Source organism: Macrococcus epidermidis, from assembly GCF_024205965.1.
In the GTDB taxonomy this organism is placed as follows: Bacteria; Bacillota; Bacilli; order Staphylococcales; family Staphylococcaceae; genus Macrococcoides; species Macrococcoides epidermidis.
The window spans coordinates 127,006-151,546 of record NZ_CP073819.1 but is presented as its reverse complement, the minus strand read 5'-3'; the positions used below and the strand labels follow the sequence as shown (position 1 = coordinate 151,546).

Below are 24,541 nucleotides of genomic sequence, written 5' to 3'. Positions count from 1 at the left end.
GGCTTTTATCTTATTAATTCTTTTGGAATTAAATCATAGTCAAACATCACTTCTGATTTATTCTTTAAAATAAGATCTTTAGAGAGTACTTTTCCTTCAGCATCTTTTGTTACTTTATAAATCATCGAGCGGCGATAAAATTTCTCATTTTGCTTTGTAAAATGATGATCTTCTTCAATCAGTTCATATTGATTCGTAACAGGATGTTTGCTTCGTAATTCACCATACAGCCTCTCATCTTCAACCCAAACACAGAGTTGAACATCTTGATTGGTATTATTCTTAAATCGGTAGTCGACATAATTATAAGCAACAGATGTACCATTTCTAAGTGGTTTTCTTTCACCTTCATCCAGTGCCAATGCATCTGAATGGGTATGGAATTCCGTAATCTCTAAAGGACTATGCTGTACAAGAAGATTGATTGTATTCGCTAAGTTGCATAAACCTCCACCAGTTCCGGCTTGTACTTCATTGTTAATAATGACACGCCCATCTTTATATCCATTTCGTTTATTCGCATTTCCTACTAAATGCCAAAAAGAAAACTCTTCACCAGGGTGAATTATTAGTCCATTCATAGTTTTTGCAGATTTATCAATATTGAATGCTTTATTGTATTGTAGTTTTGGATCAATACCTTTTCCTTTTTTAATTAAATTAGAATTATATGCATAAATTACATTCGGTAACTTATCTTTTTCTAATATAGATGCAAAACTTTTCTTTCTATTTTGCAATCGTCGTTTCAATTTTTCTTTTTTTACCGATATCACGTAAAAAAATGGATGAATTTCAGAAAACAATTTTCTTTGTTTAGCCATATTAAACCCTCTTCTCAATATTTTCAAGGCGTGTAGAGTAGCTTTTCTTCAATTTGTAGTACTTGAGCAGCATTGCTTCTACTTTTCTTTTCTTGCCGATATTCGTTTCTCTTTCATGCATCAAATATTTCACTAAGACACTTTTAATACCTGCTCTATTTGCTCCTAACACATCAGTGAAAAGCTGATCCCCTATTAATAGTACTTCTTCCTTTTTTACATCCAACATTTCGATTGCTTTTAAATAGTTCAACTTGTTCGGTTTATTTGCCATCGGAATAAATAACGTATTTATATTACGGTTAAATTCAGAGATACGTTCCTCACTATTATTAGATAATAACAACGTTTTCAAACCTAATTTATGTATCTCTTGAAATAATTCATCTATTTCAGTGGTTGTATCAGCTCCATGTGGAACTAATGTAGCATCAATATCAAATATTAAAGCGTTAAAACCTTGAGACTTTACTGCATTAAAATCAATATCAAATACAGAATCTATCATCGCAAACGGATAAATAATTTTAATCACCAGAACTACTCCTATCTCAATCATTTTAACTAATTTAAAGTATATTTCTTAAGTTTTAATGTACTTTAAGTGTAAAGTTATGTCAATATCCCACTAATAGACGTTCATTTATTTACTACTATTTTTTACATTAATTTCAAGGAATAAATTGTAATTCATATCTTTTCATGATAATATTTTTAATAAAATACTTAAGGATGAACTCAACGATGACTAGTGAATTAATAGTAATGTTAACTTATAATGATTTTACTGTAAAAAATGCAAGTGAAATATTTGAGGCTTGTATCGAATCTAAAGCAAAATATTGGGGATTTAAAGATAAAGGATTATCAGCAGAAGATATGAAATTATTATTTAGTATGATGAAAGAACATGGAAAAACGACATGTTTAGAGGTAGTGGAATATACTGAGAAAGAATCTTTAGAAGGTGCTAAACTTGCAGCAACTTGTGGTTGTGACATATTAATGGGTACGGTCTATTTTGATTCTATTCATAAATTTTGTAATGAACACCATATTAAATATATGCCATTTATCGGTGATATCACTAATCGACCTTCTATTCTGAGTGGAGAGATTGATAAAATTATTAAACAGGCTCAAAGTTATTTAGATAAAGGAGTTTACGGATTAGATTTACTAGGCTATCGCTATACCGGTGATGCAAAAACACTTATTTCAACTGTGGTTAATGCTCTTGATGCACCAGTATGTGTAGCTGGTAGTATTGATTCATTCGAACGTTTAGATGAAATCAAAGGTATTTCTCCCTGGTCATTTACTATTGGTAGTGCTTTTTTTGATAATAAATTTAATGGTAGCTTTAAAGAACAAATAGATATTGTGTATGATTATATTAATCAATAACTAAAACTGCAAAATATGAGATTATAGTAAAGAAGCACTCAGTTCAATATGAACTGAGTGCTTCTTTATATTATCTCTTTCAATTGCTGAATCTCTTTTTCTGTTATTTCATGGCCACCATCAAACAACATAAAGTTTACATCAGCGAATGATGATTTAAACTGCATTTCTAATGCTTTAGCTTGTCCAGGTGATACCATATAGTCGTTTGCACCCGCTGTTATGATTACTTTCGTATTACGTTTAGCATTCGATACGTCATACTTTAAATCTGATGGGTGCATTAATACTGCCACATCTATCTCAATAGCATTCTCTAAGAATCCTATAATAAAGTTAGCGCCATTAGAATAACCTAGGAAAGTTACCTTATCATAATCTAAATTTAGTTCATTTATTACTTTTGTTACACGACGGACCGCATCATTATATGCATTACGATCCATCTCACCATTCACTAAAGGCGGGAAGAATCGTCTGCTCATTCCACTGCCACTATCACCTTCAAAGCTTAATACATCAGCACCAGGAAATAATTCACCAGCGATGCCTAATAACTGATATTCATTTCCTCCTGTGCCATGAAATAAAACAACTAATTCATTTGAATCATTTTTCTGATAGAAATAGTTCATCATTTCCCTCCTTATTTACTTCTCACTGTATCAATATGTCTTACTTGTGATTCGATATAGTCACGTTGTCCTTCTAAAAATGGAGGTAATGATAATTTCTCACCTAATGTTTCATAAGGTTCATCACCCATAAATCCAGGACCGTCAGTTGCAATTTCAAATAGAATCGGCATAGCAAGTCTAGCATAAAGTGATTTAAAGAAGAATCGATCAACATAACCAGAGTTTGGTAAGTTAAATGAATCTAATCGTTCAATCCATGCTCTAAGTGTTTCCTCATCTGGTACACGGAAAGCTACATGATGCACTGTTCCGAATCCTTGATAAGCTGTTTGACTTGTAGTGTCGTCTACAATAATTACCGATGCACCATTACCGCCTTCTCCTGTTTCAAATAAGTGATAATTACCTTCTGATTGAGTTTCTTTAAATAAATATACCGCTTCAAATGCTGATTTAAATGCCGTAAATTGATTTACTGTAATAAACACTGGTCCTAATCCGTAAATACCGAATTCTTCAGGTACAGGTCCATTTTTCCATGCGACACCAGGTGCTACACCATTATCATGCTCATCAGAGATAATTTGATATAACTGACCATCGAAATCTTCAAAAGGTAAAATCTTTTTACCGAACATTTCCTGAATACTATCATGTTTTACATTAAATGATTCAAAGCGATCTAAGAAATATTCTACTGCTTTATCATTCGGTACTCTAAATGAAGTTCTAGCAATTTCATTTGTACCATGTTGTCCTTTTGAAATACCTTTGAAATCAAAGAATGTCATATCTGTTCCGGCATTACCTTCATCATCTGCAAAGAATAAATGGTACGTATTAATATCGTCTTGGTTAACTGTTTTCTTTACTAATCTTAAACCTAAAATATCATTGAAAAAGTCATAGATTTTCTCAGCGCTACTTGTAATTGCTGTTACATGGTGGATTCCTGTTAATTGATTCATTTCGTTCATTTGATTCACTCCTGTTCTGATTTATAATTATATCTTCTCTAATATTTCTAATTGCTTTTCAACACTTTGGATATAATTATTATACTTAGTACAAATAATATACTAATAATATTAAATATTTGCAACACTTTATACTCACAGTACATAATAAGTTATATCAAACATACAGATAGGAAGAGTTCTATGACAATTATCCACCACGTTTCCATCGTTAACCGCAATGCACGAAAGTCTTTTGAGTTCTATAGAGAAGTACTTGGTCTGGATTTACTTATGAAGACTGTCAATCAAGATGACAATAATATGTATCACTTATTCTTCGGTGATAAGACCGGACGTCCAGGTACCGAAGTGACGATCTTCGAAATTACTGAAGGGGTTGACAAGCAGTTTGGAACAAATGATATTGAGCGTTTAATGTTCAAAGTTCAATCTAAAAGTTCGCTTGAGTTTTTTATGAAGCGATTCGATAATTTTGATATTTGTCATTATGGCTTAGAGCAATATGCTGGTCGTTACATATTAAGATTTGAAGGACCTGATGATACGAATCTTGGTTTAGCCGTGATGCACTCAGAAGAGGATATCACTGACTATGTTGTTCCAGAACATACAGAAATCCCAGAAGAACATCGTATTATCGCTCTCGATTCTGTCCATCTACGTACACGTTATGACCAGGCTACAATCAAGGAAATTAAACACTATTTCGATTTTGAAACAATAGAGACAATTGACTTCTTTGATTCAAAGAATAAAGTAACCATCATGAGCAATTATAAGAAAAAGGACCGCCATGAGTTACACATTATTCATGATGACGTATCTCATGATAGTATCTCTGGTATCGGTTCAATTCACCATCTAGCTTTATCATCTGAAGATATCGAAGCGTTACAGGTGTTAGAAAACAGTTTAGAACAGAGAAATATTATGAACTCTCACATTAAAAATCGTGAGTTCTTCCAATCTATCTATTATAGAGATCCAAACAACATATTATTCGAAGTTGCTACCATGGATGGTACAAAACCACCTCAACCGAATAAAGAAAGTTTAGATTTTGATACCATTCCTCTTGTATTACCGGAATATCTGGAATCTAAGCGTACAACAATAGAAACAAACTTATTATAAATAATGCCGAAGCGATTCCGCTTCGGCATTATCTATTGCACCTGATACGCTACTTCTACCTGATCTTCAACAAACGAGTGTCGAATACTGTCTTCAAAAGGATTACTTACCGGATTTCCTACATACATTTGAACTGTATCTTTGCCTACCTTCATCGTATCTTTTTTCGATTGCATGCCGTCATATGTCTTAATATTAACGTCACCCAGTACTAATCGATATTGATTTCCTTCCGGCACTGCAAATGCAAACCCGGTATATGTTGATTTATTTTTGTGATAAGATACTTGAATCACATAGAACTGTGTCTTCCATGCTTTATTTGGTGTATAAATAGCAGAAACTACATCATCTGTCTTTATAATATTTTTCACCATTGCCTTCTGCGCATCTTCTGCCGAATCATATAACCCTTTCTCTACTGCAGTAATATGTTCTGTCTTCACTTCTTGTTTACCTTGTTCATCATGCGGCATCTTCAGCCAAACGATACCCATAAATAAAAGTATTGCTAATATAGATACCGGAAGTAACAACTTTTGTTCGTTACGCACATTTACACCTCACTCTACACTTTTATCTTATCTACATTGTATAATACACGAGTGTTTTTGTAAGCGTTATCAAGTATAAATTATTTGTTTTCTAAATTATCTACATGCTTAAGTTGTTTTGTAAGTGCTTCCGTATTAATTGTTTCATCAATTGTCGTTTTTGAGTCTACTATGTGTTTATCCTGCAGCGTTAATGTACGGGTCTTAATCATGTCACTAAAATATGCATCATGACTGACAAAGAGCACTGTTCCTTTAAATTGTTTAATCAGATTACCGATAATGTCCTGCATTTCAATATCGAAATAATTTGTCGGCTCGTCGAGCACAAGTAGATGTGCTTTTGAGAAATAGAGTTTTACAAATGATAGCCTGCACTTCTCTCCCATAGACAAATTTTGAACGAGATCATCCATACGTGATGCATCAAATCTGAATGCTGCTAGTATCGTGCGTGCCTGAGTTACGTCAATTTCAAGTGCTGTTATTTCTTCCAGGACGGTATGACTTGATATTAAATTCTCAAGTTTCTGAGAAAAATATCCTATTTCAAGTGTGGGTGGCATTCTTATCTCTCCATGTTGTATCGGTATTTCTCCGGTAATCAATTTGAGTAACGTTGATTTTCCTGAGCCATTCTTACCTTTAATTTGAACAACTTCTCCGCGTTCTAATGAAAAAGTAACATGGTTAAATAATGGTTCATCAAATGCATGACTTACATCTATGCATTGCAATACGTATTTATTATTGATTTCACTCGCTTCAATATCATATTCCGTACGCACTGCTTTTTCTACTTTACCTTCAAAATTTGACATTTCATGATTCAATCTCGATTCTCGTGCCTTCATCCTTTTTGCCATTTTGGCAAGCTTTTTCTGCTCCCCGAAATCTCGTACACTCGCTTTATGATTCATTTCATGATGCCATTCACGCATCTGTTGAATCATTTGTTTCATACGTTTCTTTTCTTTTTGTTCTTTTTCAACGCGTGCTGCATTCGTCTTCTCTTCTAGATCAATCTGTGATTTATATCGATCATATGTCATATGAAACTTCCTTAATCCATCACGTGTTAACTCCAATATATAATCTGCTGTTTGATTAATAAACGCTCTGTCATGACTGGCATATAGAATCGTAAAATCATTGTGTTTCATCCAGTTTACGAGCCAATCTTTCGTTTCATCATCAATATGGTTTGTGGGTTCATCAAAGATAAACTCTGTCTTCCCTGATAGCATCAAACATATTAAAGATATTTTTGTTTGCTCTCCACCTGACAGCGTTACCACTTTCCTTTCAGCATCACTTTCAGATAAATTAAACTTATGCATCCTCGTAATAATCTCAGATTCAAATGTATAACCATCCTGTTCCAGGTAATCACTCATTGCATTCATATCTGTGTCTAAATTTATTTTCAACTGATATAATTCTGGTCGTCCTTGCATTATATACTCGATTACCGTTAATTCGGATACGTCCGACTGTTTAAGTTGTTGTTCCAGCAGTCCAATTTCTTCATCTTGCGCTATCAATGTATTCAGTATTGTCGTCTTGCCGATGCCATTGTTTCCAAGCAAAGCAACATGCTTACCTGCTTCTATTTCAAAGTGTAAATCTTTGAACAATAATTTTTCCCCTGCATAAATGTCTGTTTTATTTAATCTCATAAACTCACCTCATAAAAAAAGTATCCCGCACAACGTTTGGGATACACAAAATAAGCCTATGAACGATAGACATACAATAAATAGACAGACTCATCCCGATAATTCAAACGTTGTGCAATTTAATTTGCTCAGTTTTCATTATCGAATGATCATCTCTAAATATTGATGCCTCCTTTTATATTTGTTTACAGTTTAACAGGTTTACGCATTTTATACAAAATAAATCCTATTGCAAAACCAATCAATGCAGGCAATACCCACCCCATACCGATGGCAGAGAAAGGTAAGAATTTCTCACCGAAAGTAGCTACACTTTCTCCAAAAGCAGATTTTGAAAGAAATGCAGGACTAGCTTTTATACCGTCAATAATCGCTGCAATCATCGTGACAAAAGTCGTCCATTGATAGATAATTTTTGAATCATTGAAAGAACCACTGATTAAAGTTAACAGTATTAATGTAATCGCAAGTGGATATAAAAACATCAAGACGGGAATCGAATACTCAATAATCTTAGTTAAACCTACGTTTGCCAGTATAAATGAAACAATACTTACTACCGTAGCAAACATGATATAGCTACGTTTCGGGAATAACTCAGTAAATGTTTCAGAGAAAGCTGTTATTAAGCCAATCGCTGTCTTTAAACAAGCTACGATAATAATTAATGACAGTAAAATAATACCGTAATTGCCCAGGTAATACTGCGCGGTTTGCGCTAATGCTATACCACCATTCTCACTTACTTTAAACTGACCTAAACTCATGGTCCCGAGCAGTGCGAGTAATGTATAAATTACACCCATAAGTACAATGCTTAAGAAACCTGACTTCACTGTTTCCTTTGCGATATCAGATGGATTCGTAATACCTAGCTTTTTAATCGTTGTTACGATAATAATACCGAAAGCAAGTGAAGCTAAAGCATCTAATGTATTGTATCCATCAATAAATCCTTTAAGTAAAGCACCATCTTTATATTCCGGCTGAATTGGTGCATCTATGCCACCCATCGGTTTTACGAATGCAAGAATAAACAATACACCTAATAATAACAAGAATAAAGGATTTAGAAATTTACCGATATAATCTAATATTTTAGATGGTCTTCTTGCAAAGAACCACGCGATACTAAAGAATAACAGACTAAAAATAAATAAATAAAGACGAACATTTTCTTTAGCAATAAATGGTGTGAATGCGATTTCGAATGGCACTGTTGCAAGACGCGGTAAAGCAAACAATGGACCGATTACTAAATAAAGTGCAATTGTAAATATATACGCATATGTCTTATTCACACGTGAAGCAATATCAAATAAACCATTCGTTTTAGAAACACCAATTGCAATAATACCTAAGAAAGGTAATCCAATCGCTGTAATTAAGAATCCAAGATTTGTAACAAAGACATTTGCCCCACTCATCTGTCCTGAATGAATCGGGAAGATTAAGTTACCTGCTCCGAAGAATAAACCGAACAGCATAGAACCGATAAAGATATTTTCTTTTAATGAAAGTTTCGTTTTTGTATTAATGGGGATCCCTCCAGAGCAATAAAATAATTTTTTGTTCTATTATTAAAAGAATAAATAATATAGTTTTTTATTATAGCATTATAAAGCAGTGAAATGAATTGAATTTTTAAAATATTTAAAAAACCACGAAGTGATGAGCTTCGTGGTTTTAGTACTTACTATACATGTGGTTCCCATTGACAAGGGCCTACGTTCATATGAGTAAATTCTGCGACAAATGATGATGCTTCAGGAGAACAAGCATAAATACCAAACTGAATTTCTCCTTGCCCTTCATTCAAATGACAAATTCTCATCTGTTTAAAATCTTTACCATCTTCAGAATACTCGATACAGTAATCACTCTCGCGGCGGCTCAGTCTGTACCACATAGACGTTATGTCACTAGTAATATCAAATGATGACCAGTCAGAATAACCATTATTTGTGACAACACTACCTAAACGCTGAAACGTATCATCCTCATATTCAATAGATGCTTTTAACCAGTTGTCACTATCTAAATATATCACCACACCACATTGATCAAAGCGACGTTTCGTATTAAAATCTGTTCTTACTGTAAACGAGAAATAAGTTTCTGTCGTTGTCATTTGTAATACAGGAGCATTGTCATTTCGGAACCCATAATACGTCCTTTGCCATAAATCTGTATTAGGTTCTGTCGTGATTTGAATACGTTCATCTGTAATATCATAAATCTTTGGGGCTCGTGTCCATTTAAGATTATTGAAAGTTTCCACTATTTTCACTCCTATTATCTATAAGAACGTTGAATTATTAAATATTATTCTACTTCCTCGGCAATAATTTGTGCTGGACCTCGTGTGACAATTTTATAAAAGTGTTTAATTAAATCTTCGCTTGGTATCCTATTAGTATCTAATATCCAGTATTTTATCAAAGCAATACCCGCTCCTGTAATATAGCTCATAAAGTAATCAAAAGGTATATCACCTATTGTTTCATTGCGTTTCATAAATTTATTTAAATGTTCATTCAATAATAAATAAAGTTTCCTCTCTATGCAACTATCTTTATCTAGCTTAAACATCATTACAACCGAATCATTTAAAAGCAATGATTCCTTGGGAAGGGTTAAATGATATGTATCGTGAAGTAGCGTTCCATGGTGGTATTCCCGATACAGGCTTCTTTAGATTCTGGTATCAAGGTTTAGTTACAAGATGGCCAGACAATAAACAAATAGAAAATTTAGTTGAACTTCAAAATAATCATACATTGTTTGATGATTATTGGAGAGGTAAGCAAGCTAACTTAAAAGACATCCAGGTTCCTATTCTAGCTTGTGCAAGTTGGTCAACACAAGGTCTTCATAATCGTGGTAGTTTTGAAGGATTTAAACAAGCAGGGTCAAAACAAAAATGGTTATACATTCACGGTCGTAAAGAGTGGGAAACATACTACACGCGCGAAGCATTAGAAATGCAAAAAGCGTTCTTTGACCACTTCTTAAAAGATATGGATAACGATTGGGAAGAAACGCCAAGTGTTACATATGAATTAAGAGATAAATTCTATAAAGGTACACGTAAAACTGCATCAAATTGGCCATTACCAGAAACAAAAGCAATGCCTTATTATTTAGATGCGAAAACATTAAAAATGACAGATACTCTTAGTGATGAACAGGAAAGTATTTCATATGATACATCATCTGAAAACGATGAAGTACGATTCACAAAAGTATTTGAACAAGATACCGAACTTACTGGTAATATGAAATTAAAATTATGGGTATCTACTGATAATGAAGATATGGATTTATTTGCTGGTATTAAGAAATTAGATAAACATGGTAACGAACTGTATTTTCCTGACTTCAACCACATTGAAAATGGTCAAGTTGCCACAGGTTGGCTACGTGTATCACATCGAGAATTAGATGAAACAAAATCTACACCACTACAGCCTTGGCTAAAACATGAACGTCAGTTAAAACTATCTCCACATGAAATAGTCTCAGTTGAAATTGAATTATTACCTTCAGGTACATTTTTTAAAGCTGGTGAGAGTATTCAAGTAGTTATTAAAGCGAGTGAAATTGTTAAAGGTAATAGCTCATTCGGACTAAAAACACGATACGAACATACAGAAACAATCAATAACGGCAAACATACCATTTATACAGGTGGATAATATGATAGCCATTTATTAGTTCCATTAATTTAATAAACGGCAACAATATACACCAATATTATCAGATATAGTATATAATTACATTTACTATAAGTTCTTAACAGATAAAACTATAAAAATAGCTGCAGATAGACATACCGTCTATCCATCAGCTATTTTTTATTTCATTAAATTTAACTTATTATTATTTTTTATTATTTTATTTCCAACCGGTTCAAATATCTTGTCATACATTACCATACAGAGCATTATCCAGAACACACTAAATGTAACACCACCGATAACATCTGTTAAAAAGTGTGCATGAAAGTACATTCTGCTTAGTAAAATACTCCACCAGCATACAAGCACTAAAACATTCGCTATAAATTGTGGAAAAAATTTCTGCAATCTAGGAATTAAGATGATTAATACAATCAATGCAAACAAGGTACTTGAAAGCGAATGTCCACTAGGAAATGAAAATCCAGTATCCTGTAAAAGATGATCATATGGTCTTGGTCTATGAAACAACTTTTTTAATAGGATGCCTAATATTCCTCCTGATGCTACTACTGTAATTAGCCATATACTGAAAACATAGTAATGTTTGCGAATAAAATAAACCGCTGTTACTAATGTCATACCGACTACAGTCAATACATCAAAGTATTTTGCAAATATCGTAAAATAACCAGTAATAAACCCACTCGAAAAATTCATTTGTGGTTCTCCAAAATGATACATCCACCAATTAAATGTAGATAAATCCATATGATGAATCCATTTTACTTTTAATTCCAAACCTGCTGAGATACTTAAAAATATACTTAAGAAAAATACTGAAATAATGATAATAAATCGTTTGGAATAACGATAATCTATCATGAAACAACCTCCTTCATACGATTTTATTTAAGCGTATGGATTACATCTTGAGAGTGTTTCACTGCACTTGCAATTTTTGCTGTACTTGGGTGACTATCTCTCGCTGCTGATAATACCCTATCGATCGTCACATCTACTTGTGTCCATTGCTTACTGTCTAATGCTCTAAGTTTTGGTTCTTGTTTATCCCAATCATGCTCTAATTGGTCTGCTTTTTGACTTGCAAGATTATAATCCTGCTTTTTCGAAGCATCATTTAATTTCGATTCTATCGCTGCAAACTGTTTCATTTCAGATTTAAAACTTACTTTATGATTAGCCTGATTAATATTGTGCATTCTTACAGAGTACCCGCCAACACCTAATACTAAAGATAAAGCAAGTACAATTATCGTCTGAAATAAAACACGTTTTTGTTGCTGAGGATTAAGAGTTGTCGTTGCAACATTCGTTGATTCCACTCTATCTATTTTTGAAGTTGCTAAATAGATGATAATGCCCAAAATGGCTACTAAGAAAATAATACTTGTCATTGTCGTACCAAACCCTAAACCACCATTTGCCTTAGGTTGAGATAATAAATCACCTAACGATGCACCGAGCGGACGCGTTAAAATGTATGCCATCCAGAATGCTAATATACTATTGAGTTTAAAATATTTAAATGCAATATAAATTGCTGCGATAATCAATGAAACTCCAATACCTGTATATAAATAACCAAATCCTAGTTGTTCAGAATATAAATCTCCAACTGCAGTACCTAATGCGAATGTGAAAAGAATCGTTAACCAGTAAAACGCTTCTCTTTTTAATGTAAAAACTGAGTGAATCGACAAAGTTTTTTCACTAATATACCATAGTAAAAATGTTAATCCTAATAAAATTGAAAATACAATTGTACTAACTTCTAACGGTACTCCTAAATTATCTGTTAAATTGTCTGTCACCAACGTCCCAAAAACACTTAACAGTACAACAGTAACCCAATAAATTGAAGGGCGATAACGAATCGACTTGAATTGTAGTATTAAAGCAATCATCAAAGCTACACCCATAATTAAAGTTGTAACCGTTAATCCTAATCCGATATTAAAGTTTATAAAATCTGCAAATGTTTCTCCGACAGTCGTACATAAAATTTTAATAATCCAAAAGAATACGGTAATCTGAGGCACTTTATTCAACATTGTTTTCGTTCTTGCATCCATTGTTTTCATCTCCATTACTTATTTGTTGAAATGAATATAACAATAGAAACTGAAATGAAACTGAAAACAAACCAAATTCATTCTATAAAATTAGAATGAATTTGGTTTGTTTATTTTGTTCTGATTGTACTTCAATCGTCCCACTGTATTGTTTTACAATTACTTTTAATATATCTAATCCTATACCTGACCCTTCTGTTTCATTATTACCTCGATAGTAACGATCGAATACAAATGGGATTTGATCTTGTCGAATGCCAACACCATTATCGGCAACTTCTAAAACCAATCGTTGTTCTTTTATCATAGCTTTCACAGAAATACTCACTAAAGAATCGTTGTGTTTAATTGCGTTATCCAATAATATAGTCATAATTTGTTTTATATCTTCTTCGTCGACAGCATAAATTATTGACGCTTCATAGATTCTCTCAACTTTAATTTGAAACAAATTTTCAAATTGTTCAATCGTATAATTTAATATCGGAATAATATCAACTGGTACAGTATCTTTTTCAGAAGAAATATTTAAAGTTTTAGAGATTAATGATTGCATGTAATTAATTTCCTGCTTCATTTTAGTTAATGATTGTAAGCTTTGCTCTGAAAGATCTGATTCCAGCGCTTTAATATAATCTATACCAAGCGACACAGAAGCAATTGGTGTCTTCATTTCATGTGTTGTATTTTGAATAAATGTCTGATGTTCCTGTAACATTTCTTCATATGCTCTAATCGGTTTAATCGCAAGATAATAGGCAGCGCCGACAATAAGAATGAGTGTAAATAGCATTAGAAATAACATCAGATTATATAATAAATCTTTTGTCTCCTCGTAATCAGATACGTCAGTAATGCTATAAATCGTTTGACGATTCACACTATCTTTATTGATATTAAAAATACCTTCTGATCCTTCGTATTTGAATGTATTACGATTTTTCATTTTATCTAATATTCCCGAAACCGTGTGTCCGGATAATTTCGAATGATTTTCAATATGTCCCTTTGATTCAATAATATAATATCTACCTTGATTGATAATCTCTTTAGATTGAATAACTAACTTCAAATCTTTTAAATTTTGTTCAGAAGTTTCTTTAATTTCAGTATTTACTTGTGCATTATAGACAAATACTAAACTTCCATATAAAACAAGCATAATACATGAGAGTAAAATAGTGTATCGGATGAAAGCATCTCTAAAATGATAGGATTTCATTTTATCACTTCCAGCTTGTATCCAACCCCACGTATGTTTTTAACTTTTACAGTGGCATGGACAGCTTCCAGCTTTTTCTTTAATAAACGGATGAGTGCATCTATATTATTGTCTCCTACAATTTGATCAATCGTCCAAATTTTATCCAAAATCATATCACGTGAAACAATTTGATTTAAAAATAATAGTTCTAATAATTGATATTCTTTTTGTGATAAATTAATTACGGATGACTCAATTAAAAATTCATGCTTGATAATATCAAAAGTTATATTTCCGATGGATTTAGTATTATTTCCTATCGCTTGATAACGTTTTACGACTGCTATCATCCTCGCTTCTAACTCGTCCATATCAAACGGTTTTGTTAAATAATCATCTGCGCCTATAGTAAGTCCTTCAACTTTATCAGTCACTTCAGATTTTGCAGTCAGCATAATGACTGGAAGCAGAATATGTTGTGCACGTAATTTTTTAATAACTTCAATACCTGTTGTAGATGGTAACATCCAATCTAATAATAAAATATCATATCCGCCCGATTGGCAATAATATTCAATATCGTTACCATCTTTTAGCCATTCAACATTATATTTTTTCAAAGTTAAAATATCTTTGAGAAATCCACCTAATGTTTCATTATCTTCAATTAATAGTACTTTCATTATTCCAACGCTCCCCTCATATATTAATTTTATTATAAAGGGGATTCGACATTCATCATAGGCATTAATTAACGATTTGTTCTTTCACATAATCTCGATATAATACGTGTGTTGAAATTAATTCCTGATGCGTACCAGATCCTGTTATCATACCTTTTTCAACGAAGTAAATATTATCAGCATCAACAATGGTTGATAAACGGTGCGCAATAACGAGTGTAGTACGTCTTTCCATCAATTGATTTAATGCACGCTGAACTTGCTCTTCTGATTGTGAGTCAAGTGATGCTGTTGCTTCATCGAGCATTAAGATTTGTGGGTCACGCAAGAAAGCACGTGCAATCGCAATTCTTTGTTTCTGTCCGCCAGATAATTTGACACCACGTTCACCAATTTCGGTATCTAATTGTTCCGAGAAATCTTTAACAAATGATGCTGCATACGCTAAAGATAAGCCGTTCCATAACTCATCATCTGATAAATTTCTATCTAATCCATACTGTAAATTTTCTCGAATTGTACCTGCAAACACTGCACTGTCTTGAGACACAAATCCTATTTGACTGCGCCATGAATGGAGTTGTACATCATTAATATTAGTATTACCAATCTTAATCTCACCATTACTCGGATGATAGAAACGTTCTAGTAATGAGAAGATAGTAGATTTCCCACCACCACTTGGTCCGACAAACGCTACGACGGTATTTTCTTTCGCTTCAAACGAAATGTTTTTCAAGATTGGACGATCTTCTTCGTATTGGAAAGAAACGTTATTAAACATAATTGTTTCACCTGAAACATTTTTTGTCATCCCTTTATCAATGGCTTCTGATGGCATATTCATTAATTGAACAACACGTTCTGTTGCTCCCATTGCTTTTTGTAATTGTGAGAAGAATGTCGCGAAACTTCCGACTGGCATCATTATATTAAATAGATAAAGCAAGAACGCAACGAACTGTCCACTTGTTAAACTACCATCTTGTACACGTACCGCACCGTATCCTAATACTACTACGAATAATCCAATCATTGCTGTCATCATAATCGGTTGTAAGACCGCTTCAATCTTCGCATCTTTAATCCCTAACTTAAATACGTTCATAATGAGATTTCGTCCAGATTGTTTCTCATATTGTTCACCATTACTCGATTTAATTAAACGAATTTCTGATAATTTCTCACTGGCATCTGCATTAAAAGCTGCAGTCGCTGTTTGTAACTGACGACCGATTTTAGACATCATTCTCCCGATTGGTACCATAATCAGCCCGATTACTGGTACGGCTAAGAACATTAATCCTGCCATCTTCCAGTCCATGATGAATAAAATAATCATCGAGCCAATCAACTGAATTCCCCCAGAAATAAAGTTAGGGAAATGTGAGGTCATCAATTCATTAATGACAGTCGTATCATTGACTAATCTTGAACTCGTTTCTCCTGATTTATGATCATCATAATACTTAACCGGCAATGTAAGCAGGTGATCCCACAGTTGTTCACGTAATGACTTTACAGTATGTTCACCACTAAAGCGTAATAAATAGCTACCTAATGCTCCAAATCCAAGCTGAGCAACAAATGCCAGAATCAAAGTAAAAAGCAATGACATATTCATCTGAGTTAATCTGCTACCATCCACTAAATTCTTTGTAAGCTGAGGTACGATAAGTGCTGCACCACTCGTTAATAGCGTAAAAAACATACCTATCATAAATACTCTCTTTTTAGGACTCATCTTTGTTACAAACTTTATAAAATCTTTTGTTTTAAAGTTTTTATTAGAGGAACTTTGTTTTTTATATAGTTGATCCATTATGTCCTCCTTATAATATCTACACTGACATTTCTAATTTTATAATTAGAAGATTACTATATACATATTTTCCATACAGATAACATATGAACGACCCTTTACGTCGCAGTGCCTAATTCTCGTTTTAAATTATTTAATACATTATGCGTAAACTGATTACCATAGATTTCTACTTGACGATCAATGACGGAAGCTTTCATTTCATGTAAATCTGTCAGTTCGTTTGTTCCGGCAATACCATATAGGCTTGAGATAAATTCCAACATATATGCAATAACTTCAGTATCTGTTGAATGCAATAAATAATTAATCGCTTCGTCGATTAACTGATATGCTTCTTCTCCAGATAATTGTTTAATCATACTAAAGAATTGTGCACCGACTTTATCTTCATCAAAATAACCATCTTCTTCTTTTATGAATACTCCATCCAGCTGTTCTTTTAACACACTCAGTCCTCCTCATCATATTTATACTCATTATATCACCTTATAATATCTCATCTCTTTAAGATATTCACTTAAGATTACTCTTTTGAATCGCCTCTATCAAACGATTGTTTTCTGCTATCAATTCACTTGCTCTCTCTTCAGTCAAACCTTCAATCGTTGAGAAACATGTTAACAGATGGTTTTCAACTTTCTTTTGTAACATACGCCCTTCTTCAGTTAACTGCACGATCAATTGGCGTTTATCTTTCTCAGGGCGTAATCTCATCACATACCCCTTATCTTCTAAACGTTTAAGTAGTGGCGTTAATGTATTGCTTGCAAGATCCAGCTCTTTTCCTAATTCATTTAAAGTTTGACTCGGTTTCTCCCATAAACTGACTAATGCTAAGTATTGTGTATAAGTCAGATTAAATGATTTTAATGACGATTTATAAAACTGATTAAACAATCTATTCACATTATAGTATGAAAAGCATAATTGTTTTGACAAATTATTTCCTTGCGTATTCATCTTTTCCTCCAATCGTTCACGATATTTTATTTTAATAAGTATATCATTTGACCTCAAAGATTATAAAGTTTAATATTATATTTATCAATCGCGCGCGATTAATAAATCGAAAAGGAGTCTTTAGAATGGATAAAGTATTATATGAAACAACAGTGATTAGTAAAGGTGGTCGTAACGGTAAGGTGTTTAGTGAAGATAACACATTCTATTTAGACATCGAATCACCAAAAGCATTAGGCGGTAAAGGTACAACTGAATCAAATCCTGAACAATTATTTGCAGCAGGTTATGCAGCATGCTTTAACAGTGCTTTAACATTACTATTAAAAAAAGCCGGTCATACCGATATCGACCCTGAAGTAAGAGGTACTGCAAAGTTAATTTCAGATGAATCTGATGGTGGCTTTAAGTTAGCTGCTGAATTAGAAGTCCGCATTGAAGGTTTAGATCAAGCGACTGCTGAATCATTCGTAGAAAAAGCACACAATTTCTGTCCTTACTCAAAAGCTTTAAAAGAAAGCATTAATATTGAATTATCAGTAACTACTGACTAATAGATGAAAGACGCCTACACTTACGTAGACGTCTTTTTTGTTACTTCACTAAATCTAAAAATGCTTCAGGTGTCATCGTTTGACCCATTACAGGAAATACATTATCAATCGGAAATTGATGTAAATCTGCTCTAGGCGCACTCATCATATCTGTAATAAAGTATTGATTATATCCATACTAATATTCCTTTTTGTTAATCGATTAATACAAGTGCTGTTTTTTTAAAGTCTATCATCTTTTTCCGTTATTATTATTAGATTCGTATTTAAATTATTCCATTAATCTTTCAATAAATATGTAGTGAATTCTATCTGCAAATGTTTTAGGTTGAACGTTTTTTTCAATACAATGGTGTTCAAATACGTCTTTCGAAAATGAATTTAGCATAATATCTGTATGGAAATCTGCATCTTTTACAATATTCAATGCTTCAACTAAATTTAATAAAGCAGCTTTAAGTTGTGGATAGAAATGTAAGTCCATCATAACTTTACGCTTACTGCCTTCAGTTTTCATTTCCTCTAACTTCTCTCGATTATCACTTATTAATGTAACAAATGAATGAAGGATTTCCTTCACCTTTTCAGAATCTGATAACTGCGTTTGTTGAATCTTTTTAATCTCTACAAACATCTCCTCTATCGCTTCATCCATTAAAGCTTGGCAAATCTCTGCTTTACTACTGAAATGTCGATATAAAGTGCCCTGTCCAATACCACAATCCGTAGCAATTTGCTTCATCGCCACTTCACTGATGCTATTTGCACTAAATAAACGATTTGCTGTTTCTAGTATACGTTTTTTATTATGCATGGCATCACTTCGTTGCTTCATACGTCACCTCCAAAAATCATTTTATTGACAAATATTACTGATGTGATTATTATAAGTGAGAATAGTGTCCGTTTACAAGTGAAAGGTTGACGACAATATTTATGCTCATTTATGGTATTATGATTCCAATTTTCTTACTTAACGTCTAAATATTCTACAAGACGATTATTCAATACAGCATTAATCTTATTTATGATTGGATCATGGCATTGACTTTACCGAATTCACGAACGAAATAGTAAACACAACAATAAAAACCATAATGAAAAGACATGCCGGCTGGCATGTCTTTTCATATCTATATGCAAATAAGTCGTTAATTTTAATAAATTTAATAAATATATTAATTAATTGGAGAACCACCAGTTACACCATACACTTGACCTGTAATAAAGCTTGCATTATCACTCGCAAGTAACACGTATACATCAGCAAGTTCTACAGGTTGACCAGCACGTTGTAACGGTTCTTTCTTACCAAATTCAGGAATTTTCTCTTGCGGTTGTCCACCACAAATTTGAAGTGGTGTCCAAACTGGACCAGGTGCTACAGCGTTGACACGGATGCCTTTAGGGCCAAGTTGTGCTGCTAATGCTTTCGTCAATGAAATATTACAGCTCTTCGTCATTGCATAGTCTAATAAATGTGGACTTGGTTTTACACCCTGGATAGAACTTGTCAAAATAATACTTGCACCAGGTTGTAAATATTTCAATGCAGCTTGAATTGAGAAGACACCAGAGAACACGTTCACTTCAAAAGTGTCACGTAATTGCGCTTCATCTAAGTTTTCAATATCATATTCATATTGCTGCATACCAGCGTTCAATACTAATATATCTAACCCACCAAGCGCTTCGTGAGCTTTATCTACCATATCTTTAGCAAATTGCTTATCACGAAGATCACCAGGAATTAATACACACTTCTGACCAGCTGCTTCGATAACTTGTTTAACCTCTTCAGCATCAGACTGTTCATCCGGATGATAGTTAACTGCAACATCTGCGCCCTCTTTAGCATAACTAATAGCAGCAGCACGACCTATACCAGAATCTCCGCCTGTAACTAGCGCTTTCTTACCAACTAACTTCTCAGCACCTTTATAACTCTCTTCACCACAATCAGGAACAGGTGTCATCTTACTTTGAATACCAGGATATTCCTGTGGCTGCTCTTCATATTTTTCGTTAAAATACTTATTTAATGGATTGTTACTCATTTGTAATTCCTCCTTAAAAATTTATAATGTATATATACCCCGAATTTGAGAAATTAATAGTTTTTCAACTTTAAAAGCATAGTTAACTCCTACGAGCAGTAACCCAAATGTTATAACTAAACCCCAATCTCCTAAATACTTCTGTACTGGCCCAATAGAAAGTGAACCTAATACCATAAAGATTAACATCAACCACGAATACTTACTCATACTACTCTTATCAATTACATTTCTCATTTCATCTACATCTCCTTTAACAAGTTCGTCTAAAGAAACGTTGAATAGAACACTGAGTGCAATCAAATTATATAGGTCAGGATAACTTCTCTCATTTTCCCAGTTTGATATTGTCTGACTTGAAACATAAATCTTCTCTGCCAAATCTGCTTGAGAATAATCCATTCCTTTTCTATATTTTCTTATTTGATTTCCAACATCCATATCCAACAGCTCCTTCCCATCCACCATAACTTGCCAAAGCTAATTCTCGCCATCTAATATCTTTATAATACAACAAAATAAGGACTATAAAATGATTTATAGTCCTTATTCCCCTGGGAATAGTTAATATGGAATGCCTATAAAATCTTTCTCCATATTTTGTCGATATAACTCCGGTATTGCTTCCCATTTTATAAAAGCCATTTTTTCTACATATTGACCTTTATGTTTTACTATTGCGTAATTTCTTCCTTCTGGAGGTTTCCCACCATAAAAATCTAAAACAGAGGTGTCCCCAAATGGTGAGTCTAATACAACAATATTTTTATATTGATCTGGATATTGTTTCTTTTTTCTAGTTGAATTATATTTCTTTCCATCGTTATAAGTAACTTCCTTGGGTAATACGGCATATCCTATTTTATACTCCATTAATGGATTGAATCTATCAACCATCGCATTTCTATCCTGATAAATATATAAAAAGAGGGTCAAAGTAATAATAGACAATCCAATGAATAGAAGAAGGTATTTATAAATATTCTTAAACCGTAAATCTTTATCAATTTTTTTAATCATCTCATCGTCTCCTTTTAAAAATGTGTCTAGAGATAAATCAAACGTTTCTGCTAATTTTATTATCATAGAAACATCAGGATAAGTTCGTCCTGTTTCCCAACTTGATATTGTTTTATCAGAAACATTTAATATATCTCCAAGGTCTTTTTGTGTTAAATTTTTTAATATACGATTTTCTTTTATCGCTTTATTGATTTCCATTTAGTTGTCCTCCTCGAAATCATTATTACTTTTACTATACACTGAAGCTACCTCTCAAATGTAGAAACCATAAAAATAAGCACTCTACGATGTGTAGAATGCTTATTTATTAACTATCTATCTATTAATTATCGCTTCAACTTAAAAATCTCAGATAACGGATTGTACTTCCCTTCGTTCATATCCAGCAGTAGTTTGCTACCAAATGAGGAGTAAACTGTTCCATTGCCACCATATCCATATAATCCATATACTTCAGCATCTTCTTCTATCTTCCCGATAAATGGTTTCCCATCCTTCGTTTCACCAAATCTTGCACCGTACGCATACGCTACTTCTAATTCAATGTCCGGATACAGTTTATTAAACGCTTTAATTAATCGTTGGCCTTGTTTTTGAATATGTTTTTCATTAGGTATCTTATCTGTCTTCTCATCCAATCCACCAATTAACACTCTATTTCCCGGGACATGTCTTATGTATAAGTATGGTCTTGCAGATTCCCAAATCATCGCTTTATCTTTCCAGAATTGATTTTCTTCAATCGGCTGCGTCACAACTGCATAACTTGCGACAAATTCTTCACGATGAATATAACGTTTCGTTATTTTATTTTTCGCATATCCTGTTGTCATAATTAGTTTATTAGTTATAATTACTCTATCATTTAACTGACATAATATTTGTTCTTCCTTCTTCTCATACTTCACTAACTCAGTATTTTCAAGAACATCTAAATGGAAGTTACTATGTGCGTATTTTACGACTTCATTCACAAATACATAAGGATTGATTTCAGCATCTTCATGTGTAATAAGTGCATTGTATTTTTTAATCCCATATACTTCTTCAAGTTGCTCTGGATCGACGTAATCTACCGGGAAATCAAAGTGTTTCAACACCTCGTATTCATCTTTAATGATTTTTTTATCACGCTTAGTAGAAGCGATAAATAGACTGTCACGTTTAATGAAATTTACGCGCGCGTCTAATAATTTCGAAATCGCTTCGATATCCTCCAGACCTTCTTTACTTGCTTTATAAAAGTGATAGGCTTCAAGCGCTCCAAAGTCTTTTACACATTCATGCAACAATTTATCACTCATATATTGCATTAACCCAGTGTTGGCTGCACTGCTCGCACTCCCTATTTCACCTTTATCAATGAGTAATGTATGATGTCCTGCCTGTGCAACTCTAAATGCTGTCAATGCCCCGCTCATTCCACCCCCAATAATCACTACATCATAATGCGATTCAGTTTCATCCAAATAGTTTTTCTTTACGTAAGTTTCCGGCCAATATAATTTCCCGTTATGCATAACAAACCTCCCGCTTCTTAATTTTTATATTATTTTCATCATACCCATTTCATTTTTGTATAATCTAAAGTTTTAGCGTTGTCTAATTTTATTATTTTTTGTGTTGAACAAAAGTTAATTTTTTTAAATGCTTTAGAACAAATAACTTGTGTTGTAATTTTACATATACTATACTAGTAAAATGTATTTTGAAATAAAAATTATTATAATTGTCTGCAAATAATATTTTTATTTTACTAATATAATAAAAGGGAGTAAATAAACATGTTCAAAGACTTTCAGGCTTTAAAGAAACATCCTGTCTTATTTTTATCGCTAATCGTTATTTTATTCTTACCGATTATTTATAGTGCCGTATTCATTTACTCTATGTGGGATCCTTACGGTCAGACACAAGATCTTCCCATTGCAATCGTTAATAATGACGAAGGCGCTAAGATTCAAGGCAAAGAAGAGAATCTTGGGAATCGAGTAATCGAGAAACTCAAAGAAAATGATGATTTCAAATGGGAATTCATCGATTCAAAAAAAGCTAAAAATGGCATTGAAAAAGGAGATTACTTTGCTGTCATCGAGTTTCCTAAAAACTTCTCAGATGATGCTTCTACAATGCTCAATCCAAATCCTAAACATATGGAAATGCACGTTCAAACTAACCCAGGTTATAGCTATTCCGGACAAAGTATTGGTGACAAGAGTATTCAAGCGGTTAAAGATAACATTTCATTATCTTTGCGTGAACTTTATTTAAAGAAAATATTTGGTTCAATTAAAGATATGCGTGGTCAATCTCAAGAGCTTTCTAGTGGTTTGAAGAAGATGGAAAAAGCTGAGCTTGATTTAGCAAATGGTTCTAAACAAGTTGATAGTGGGCTTGCTAAAACCCAAACTGCATTACCTCAATTACAAAATGAGCAGTTTAATCAACTCATCACCGGTTCAAGTCAAATCACTGATGGATTAAATAAACTCGCTGAAAATACAAATCAAATCACTAAAAATATCGATAAATCATTAAAGCAAACCGACAATCTATCTTTTAGCAAAGATAATGCAATGACCATTAGTGATCCAGTCACTACAGTTGAACATAATGTCACAAAGGTAGAAAACTATGGACAAAGTTTCGCACCTTATGTACTAAGTTTAAGTCTATATGTCGGGGCCATAGCATTTGTTACAATTTATCCAGTCGATAAACGCGTAGGGGAATCAAAGAGCGCTGTTAACTGGTGGCTGAACAAACTTGGCTTAATGTTAATACACGGTTTGTTACAAGGTTTATTCTTATCTTTATTTACACAGTACGTAATAGATATCGAAATTGCCAATCGTGGATACTTCACACTTACTTTAATCGTTTGGTCTATTGCTGCAGTACTGATCGTATCATTTTTGGTAGCAGCATTCGGCAACATCGGAAAATTCCTGGCGATTATTTTATTAATCTTGCAACTCGGTTCAAGTGAAGGCACTTTCCCGATACAGTTAACTAATAAATTCTTCCAGACACTACACACATATTCACCGATGACTTATGTCATCAAAGCATTAAGAGAATCAATATTCGATTTTGAAGGCAATATTCCGATTAATACAGCTATCACAATTATCGCTATAATTGGAATCGTTGCCGGTTGCCTGCTATACTTCGCTTACTTAGGTCGATTAAATCTTAAAAATATACGCTTAAATACGAGAGATTTAGATTAATAATGAAATA

The 24,541-nt window shown here is 33.2% G+C and carries 25 protein-coding genes and 2 pseudogenes; 5 read left to right on the top strand and 22 right to left on the bottom strand.

Translation table 11 applies throughout. The features are described 5' to 3' along the window. Positions 1-5: 5 nt before the first annotated feature. Together KFV12_RS00825 and KFV12_RS00820 are read right to left on the bottom strand one after the other, a co-directional pair. A complete protein-coding gene (locus tag KFV12_RS00825; protein WP_254257056.1) occupies positions 6-824 on the bottom strand; it encodes a VanW family protein in 819 nt (272 codons plus the stop codon). A gap of 1 nt (position 825) precedes the next feature. After that, positions 826-1,359 (bottom strand): YqeG family HAD IIIA-type phosphatase, encoded by a 534-nt coding sequence (locus KFV12_RS00820; protein ID WP_254257055.1) that lies wholly within the window; start codon positions 1,357-1,359, stop codon positions 826-828. A 209-nt stretch (positions 1,360-1,568) separates the two neighbouring features. Here KFV12_RS00820 and KFV12_RS00815 point away from each other — a divergent pair, with 209 nt between their 5' ends. After that, positions 1,569-2,231 carry a hypothetical protein gene (locus tag KFV12_RS00815; RefSeq protein WP_254257054.1) on the top strand — a complete coding sequence of 221 codons (663 nt, stop codon included), beginning with the start codon at positions 1,569-1,571 and terminating at the stop codon, positions 2,229-2,231. 65 nt (positions 2,232-2,296) lie between these two features. On the opposite strand, the gene KFV12_RS00810 is transcribed toward KFV12_RS00815, so the two are convergent. Together KFV12_RS00810 and KFV12_RS00805 are read right to left on the bottom strand one after the other, a co-directional pair. After that, positions 2,297-2,866 (bottom strand): alpha/beta hydrolase, encoded by a 570-nt coding sequence (locus tag KFV12_RS00810; protein ID WP_254257053.1) that lies wholly within the window; start codon positions 2,864-2,866, stop codon positions 2,297-2,299. A gap of 11 nt (positions 2,867-2,877) precedes the next feature. Continuing rightward, positions 2,878-3,837: a ring-cleaving dioxygenase gene (locus KFV12_RS00805; protein ID WP_254257603.1), complete on the bottom strand. Its 960-nt coding sequence runs from the start codon at positions 3,835-3,837 to the stop codon at positions 2,878-2,880. A gap of 192 nt (positions 3,838-4,029) precedes the next feature. On the opposite strand from KFV12_RS00805, the gene KFV12_RS00800 reads away from it, so the two are divergent. After that, a complete protein-coding gene (locus KFV12_RS00800) occupies positions 4,030-4,983 on the top strand; it encodes a VOC family protein (RefSeq protein WP_254257052.1) in 954 nt (317 codons plus the stop codon). 32 nt (positions 4,984-5,015) lie between these two features. On the opposite strand, the gene KFV12_RS00795 is transcribed toward KFV12_RS00800, so the two are convergent. The 5 genes from KFV12_RS00795 to KFV12_RS00775 form a co-directional block, all read right to left on the bottom strand. Beyond that, positions 5,016-5,537: a hypothetical protein gene (locus KFV12_RS00795; protein WP_254257051.1), complete on the bottom strand. Its 522-nt coding sequence runs from the start codon at positions 5,535-5,537 to the stop codon at positions 5,016-5,018. A gap of 80 nt (positions 5,538-5,617) precedes the next feature. Further along, positions 5,618-7,216, bottom strand: a complete 1,599-nt coding sequence (gene abc-f / locus KFV12_RS00790) for a ribosomal protection-like ABC-F family protein (protein ID WP_254257050.1) — start codon at positions 7,214-7,216, stop codon at positions 5,618-5,620. Between the two features lie 185 nt (positions 7,217-7,401). Beyond that, positions 7,402-8,760, bottom strand: coding sequence for a branched-chain amino acid transport system II carrier protein (gene brnQ / locus KFV12_RS00785; protein WP_436970160.1), 1,359 nt, complete (start codon positions 8,758-8,760; stop codon positions 7,402-7,404). 152 nt (positions 8,761-8,912) lie between these two features. After that, a complete protein-coding gene (locus KFV12_RS00780) occupies positions 8,913-9,497 on the bottom strand; it encodes a DUF1349 domain-containing protein (RefSeq protein ID WP_254257048.1) in 585 nt (194 codons plus the stop codon). Positions 9,498-9,541: 44 nt separating this feature from the next. Further along, complete coding sequence (locus KFV12_RS00775) at positions 9,542-9,808, bottom strand: TetR-like C-terminal domain-containing protein (RefSeq protein ID WP_111716007.1); 267 nt, start codon at positions 9,806-9,808, stop codon at positions 9,542-9,544. Here KFV12_RS00775 and KFV12_RS00770 point away from each other — a divergent pair. Then, positions 9,808-10,914: pseudogene (locus KFV12_RS00770) on the top strand (CocE/NonD family hydrolase); the annotation flags it as partial. The gene KFV12_RS00775 and the pseudogene KFV12_RS00770 overlap by 1 nt on opposite strands. Positions 10,915-11,073: 159 nt before the next feature. Here KFV12_RS00770 and KFV12_RS00765 read toward each other — a convergent pair. From KFV12_RS00765 to KFV12_RS00735, 7 genes are all read right to left on the bottom strand, one after another. Continuing rightward, entirely contained in the window at positions 11,074-11,781 is a 708-nt protein-coding gene (locus tag KFV12_RS00765) for a phosphatase PAP2 family protein (RefSeq protein WP_254257047.1), read from the bottom strand. A gap of 23 nt (positions 11,782-11,804) precedes the next feature. Further along, on the bottom strand, positions 11,805-12,992 hold the full coding sequence (locus KFV12_RS00760) for a COG4705 family protein (protein ID WP_242444237.1): 1,188 nt from the start codon (positions 12,990-12,992) through the stop codon (positions 11,805-11,807). 82 nt (positions 12,993-13,074) lie between these two features. Further along, the gene (locus tag KFV12_RS00755; protein ID WP_254257046.1) at positions 13,075-14,214 is read right to left on the bottom strand and encodes a sensor histidine kinase; all 1,140 of its coding nucleotides are present in this window, start codon (positions 14,212-14,214) and stop codon (positions 13,075-13,077) included. Beyond that, positions 14,211-14,879 (bottom strand): response regulator transcription factor, encoded by a 669-nt coding sequence (locus KFV12_RS00750; RefSeq protein ID WP_111715999.1) that lies wholly within the window; start codon positions 14,877-14,879, stop codon positions 14,211-14,213. Before KFV12_RS00750 ends, KFV12_RS00755 begins: the two co-directional genes overlap by 4 nt. A 64-nt stretch (positions 14,880-14,943) precedes the next feature. After that, the gene (locus KFV12_RS00745) at positions 14,944-16,701 is read right to left on the bottom strand and encodes an ABC transporter ATP-binding protein (RefSeq protein ID WP_254257045.1); all 1,758 of its coding nucleotides are present in this window, start codon (positions 16,699-16,701) and stop codon (positions 14,944-14,946) included. 98 nt (positions 16,702-16,799) lie between these two features. After that, positions 16,800-17,150 carry a hypothetical protein gene (locus KFV12_RS00740; RefSeq protein WP_254257044.1) on the bottom strand — a complete coding sequence of 117 codons (351 nt, stop codon included), beginning with the start codon at positions 17,148-17,150 and terminating at the stop codon, positions 16,800-16,802. Between the two features lie 67 nt (positions 17,151-17,217). Further along, positions 17,218-17,664 carry a MarR family winged helix-turn-helix transcriptional regulator gene (locus tag KFV12_RS00735; protein ID WP_111715994.1) on the bottom strand — a complete coding sequence of 149 codons (447 nt, stop codon included), beginning with the start codon at positions 17,662-17,664 and terminating at the stop codon, positions 17,218-17,220. Positions 17,665-17,789: 125 nt separating this feature from the next. Between KFV12_RS00735 and KFV12_RS00730 the strand changes: the two genes are divergently transcribed. Next, positions 17,790-18,218 (top strand): organic hydroperoxide resistance protein, encoded by a 429-nt coding sequence (locus KFV12_RS00730; protein ID WP_111715993.1) that lies wholly within the window; start codon positions 17,790-17,792, stop codon positions 18,216-18,218. A 40-nt stretch (positions 18,219-18,258) separates the two neighbouring features. On the opposite strand, the pseudogene KFV12_RS13345 reads toward KFV12_RS00730, so the two are convergent. From KFV12_RS13345 to KFV12_RS00705, 6 genes and pseudogenes are all read right to left on the bottom strand, one after another. Continuing rightward, positions 18,259-18,390 (bottom strand): annotated as a pseudogene (locus KFV12_RS13345) (isochorismatase family protein); the annotation flags it as partial. 99 nt (positions 18,391-18,489) lie between these two features. Continuing rightward, positions 18,490-19,053 (bottom strand): TetR/AcrR family transcriptional regulator, encoded by a 564-nt coding sequence (locus KFV12_RS00725; RefSeq protein ID WP_254257043.1) that lies wholly within the window; start codon positions 19,051-19,053, stop codon positions 18,490-18,492. 343 nt (positions 19,054-19,396) lie between these two features. Next, the gene (locus KFV12_RS00720) at positions 19,397-20,275 is read right to left on the bottom strand and encodes an SDR family oxidoreductase (RefSeq protein WP_111715989.1); all 879 of its coding nucleotides are present in this window, start codon (positions 20,273-20,275) and stop codon (positions 19,397-19,399) included. A 21-nt stretch (positions 20,276-20,296) separates the two neighbouring features. Beyond that, on the bottom strand, positions 20,297-20,716 hold the full coding sequence (locus KFV12_RS00715) for a helix-turn-helix domain-containing protein (RefSeq protein WP_133423530.1): 420 nt from the start codon (positions 20,714-20,716) through the stop codon (positions 20,297-20,299). Positions 20,717-20,839: 123 nt separating this feature from the next. Continuing rightward, positions 20,840-21,496: a helix-turn-helix domain-containing protein gene (locus tag KFV12_RS00710; protein WP_133446963.1), complete on the bottom strand. Its 657-nt coding sequence runs from the start codon at positions 21,494-21,496 to the stop codon at positions 20,840-20,842. A 128-nt stretch (positions 21,497-21,624) separates the two neighbouring features. Further along, entirely contained in the window at positions 21,625-22,818 is a 1,194-nt protein-coding gene (locus KFV12_RS00705; RefSeq protein ID WP_254257042.1) for an NAD(P)/FAD-dependent oxidoreductase, read from the bottom strand. 264 nt (positions 22,819-23,082) lie between these two features. On the opposite strand from KFV12_RS00705, the gene KFV12_RS00700 reads away from it, so the two are divergent. Next, positions 23,083-24,531, top strand: a complete 1,449-nt coding sequence (locus KFV12_RS00700) for a YhgE/Pip family protein (RefSeq protein WP_254257041.1) — start codon at positions 23,083-23,085, stop codon at positions 24,529-24,531. The last annotated feature ends 10 nt before the right edge of the window (positions 24,532-24,541 follow it).

Excerpts from the sequence above, each read along its gene's own strand:
- KFV12_RS00825 (WP_254257056.1), bottom strand. The coding sequence starts at position 824 with ATGGCTAAACAAAGAAAATTGTTTTCTGAAATTCATCCATTTTTTTAC.
- KFV12_RS00815 (WP_254257054.1), top strand. The coding sequence starts at position 1,569 with ATGACTAGTGAATTAATAGTAATGTTAACTTATAATGATTTTACTGTA.
- KFV12_RS00810 (WP_254257053.1), bottom strand. The coding sequence starts at position 2,866 with ATGAACTATTTCTATCAGAAAAATGATTCAAATGAATTAGTTGTTTTA.
- KFV12_RS00805 (WP_254257603.1), bottom strand. The coding sequence starts at position 3,837 with ATGAATCAATTAACAGGAATCCACCATGTAACAGCAATTACAAGTAGC.
- KFV12_RS00800 (WP_254257052.1), top strand. The coding sequence starts at position 4,030 with ATGACAATTATCCACCACGTTTCCATCGTTAACCGCAATGCACGAAAG.
- abc-f (WP_254257050.1), bottom strand. The coding sequence starts at position 7,216 with ATGAGATTAAATAAAACAGACATTTATGCAGGGGAAAAATTATTGTTC.
- KFV12_RS00775 (WP_111716007.1), bottom strand. The coding sequence starts at position 9,808 with ATGTTTAAGCTAGATAAAGATAGTTGCATAGAGAGGAAACTTTATTTA.
- KFV12_RS00765 (WP_254257047.1), bottom strand. The coding sequence starts at position 11,781 with ATGATAGATTATCGTTATTCCAAACGATTTATTATCATTATTTCAGTA.
- KFV12_RS00760 (WP_242444237.1), bottom strand. The coding sequence starts at position 12,992 with ATGGATGCAAGAACGAAAACAATGTTGAATAAAGTGCCTCAGATTACC.
- KFV12_RS00755 (WP_254257046.1), bottom strand. The coding sequence starts at position 14,214 with ATGAAATCCTATCATTTTAGAGATGCTTTCATCCGATACACTATTTTA.
- KFV12_RS00750 (WP_111715999.1), bottom strand. The coding sequence starts at position 14,879 with ATGAAAGTACTATTAATTGAAGATAATGAAACATTAGGTGGATTTCTC.
- KFV12_RS00745 (WP_254257045.1), bottom strand. The coding sequence starts at position 16,701 with ATGGATCAACTATATAAAAAACAAAGTTCCTCTAATAAAAACTTTAAA.
- KFV12_RS00735 (WP_111715994.1), bottom strand. The coding sequence starts at position 17,664 with ATGAATACGCAAGGAAATAATTTGTCAAAACAATTATGCTTTTCATAC.
- KFV12_RS00730 (WP_111715993.1), top strand. The coding sequence starts at position 17,790 with ATGGATAAAGTATTATATGAAACAACAGTGATTAGTAAAGGTGGTCGT.
- KFV12_RS00725 (WP_254257043.1), bottom strand. The coding sequence starts at position 19,053 with ATGAAGCAACGAAGTGATGCCATGCATAATAAAAAACGTATACTAGAA.
- KFV12_RS00720 (WP_111715989.1), bottom strand. The coding sequence starts at position 20,275 with ATGAGTAACAATCCATTAAATAAGTATTTTAACGAAAAATATGAAGAG.
- KFV12_RS00715 (WP_133423530.1), bottom strand. The coding sequence starts at position 20,716 with ATGGATGTTGGAAATCAAATAAGAAAATATAGAAAAGGAATGGATTAT.
- KFV12_RS00710 (WP_133446963.1), bottom strand. The coding sequence starts at position 21,496 with ATGGAAATCAATAAAGCGATAAAAGAAAATCGTATATTAAAAAATTTA.
- KFV12_RS00705 (WP_254257042.1), bottom strand. The coding sequence starts at position 22,818 with ATGCATAACGGGAAATTATATTGGCCGGAAACTTACGTAAAGAAAAAC.
- KFV12_RS00700 (WP_254257041.1), top strand. The coding sequence starts at position 23,083 with ATGTTCAAAGACTTTCAGGCTTTAAAGAAACATCCTGTCTTATTTTTA.